General features: G+C 41.1%; 1 protein-coding gene. It reads right to left on the bottom strand.

Annotated features, from left to right (window positions below):
• On the bottom strand, nt 1–440 hold a 440-nt coding region (locus tag EYW48_RS21480; RefSeq protein ID WP_277433077.1), incomplete at both ends, for a nitrilase-related carbon-nitrogen hydrolase.

Here is a 440-nt window from a genome sequence, read left to right as displayed (position 1 = left end):
CATTTGCACCATTTGAAGATGTTGTAATGGGCCTGCTGTACCGGTGAACCAAGCATCATTAGAAACAGTCACTAAAAAGTCACTATTAATCGCATTTCGTCGAGTGAGATTCGGATAGGCCACTTCATAACAAATGGCTGCAGCTAAATCATGTCCTTTAATATTAAAAGGTTTCTGATTGGATGCACCTTGGGAAAATCCACTCATGGATGGATCATTTTGTAGCGCAGGTAACACCCAAGCCAATAATCCTGAAAGTGGAATATATTCACCAAAAGGCACCAGACGTTGTTTTTTATATAAGCCTGAAGAATCCGCGCCAGAAGCCATCATACTTTTGGAGTACATTGGATAGCCATTTTTCTGCGATTCTTTTAAGTCCCAATAAGGAATACCCGTTACCCATGCTGTGCCTGAACTTTTGGCTTGTTGATCCATCA

Source organism: Vibrio sp. 1180_3, assembly GCF_029478545.1.
Taxonomy (GTDB): Bacteria; Pseudomonadota; Gammaproteobacteria; order Enterobacterales; family Vibrionaceae; genus Vibrio; species Vibrio aestuarianus.
This window is presented reverse-complemented; position numbering and strand designations above follow the sequence as displayed.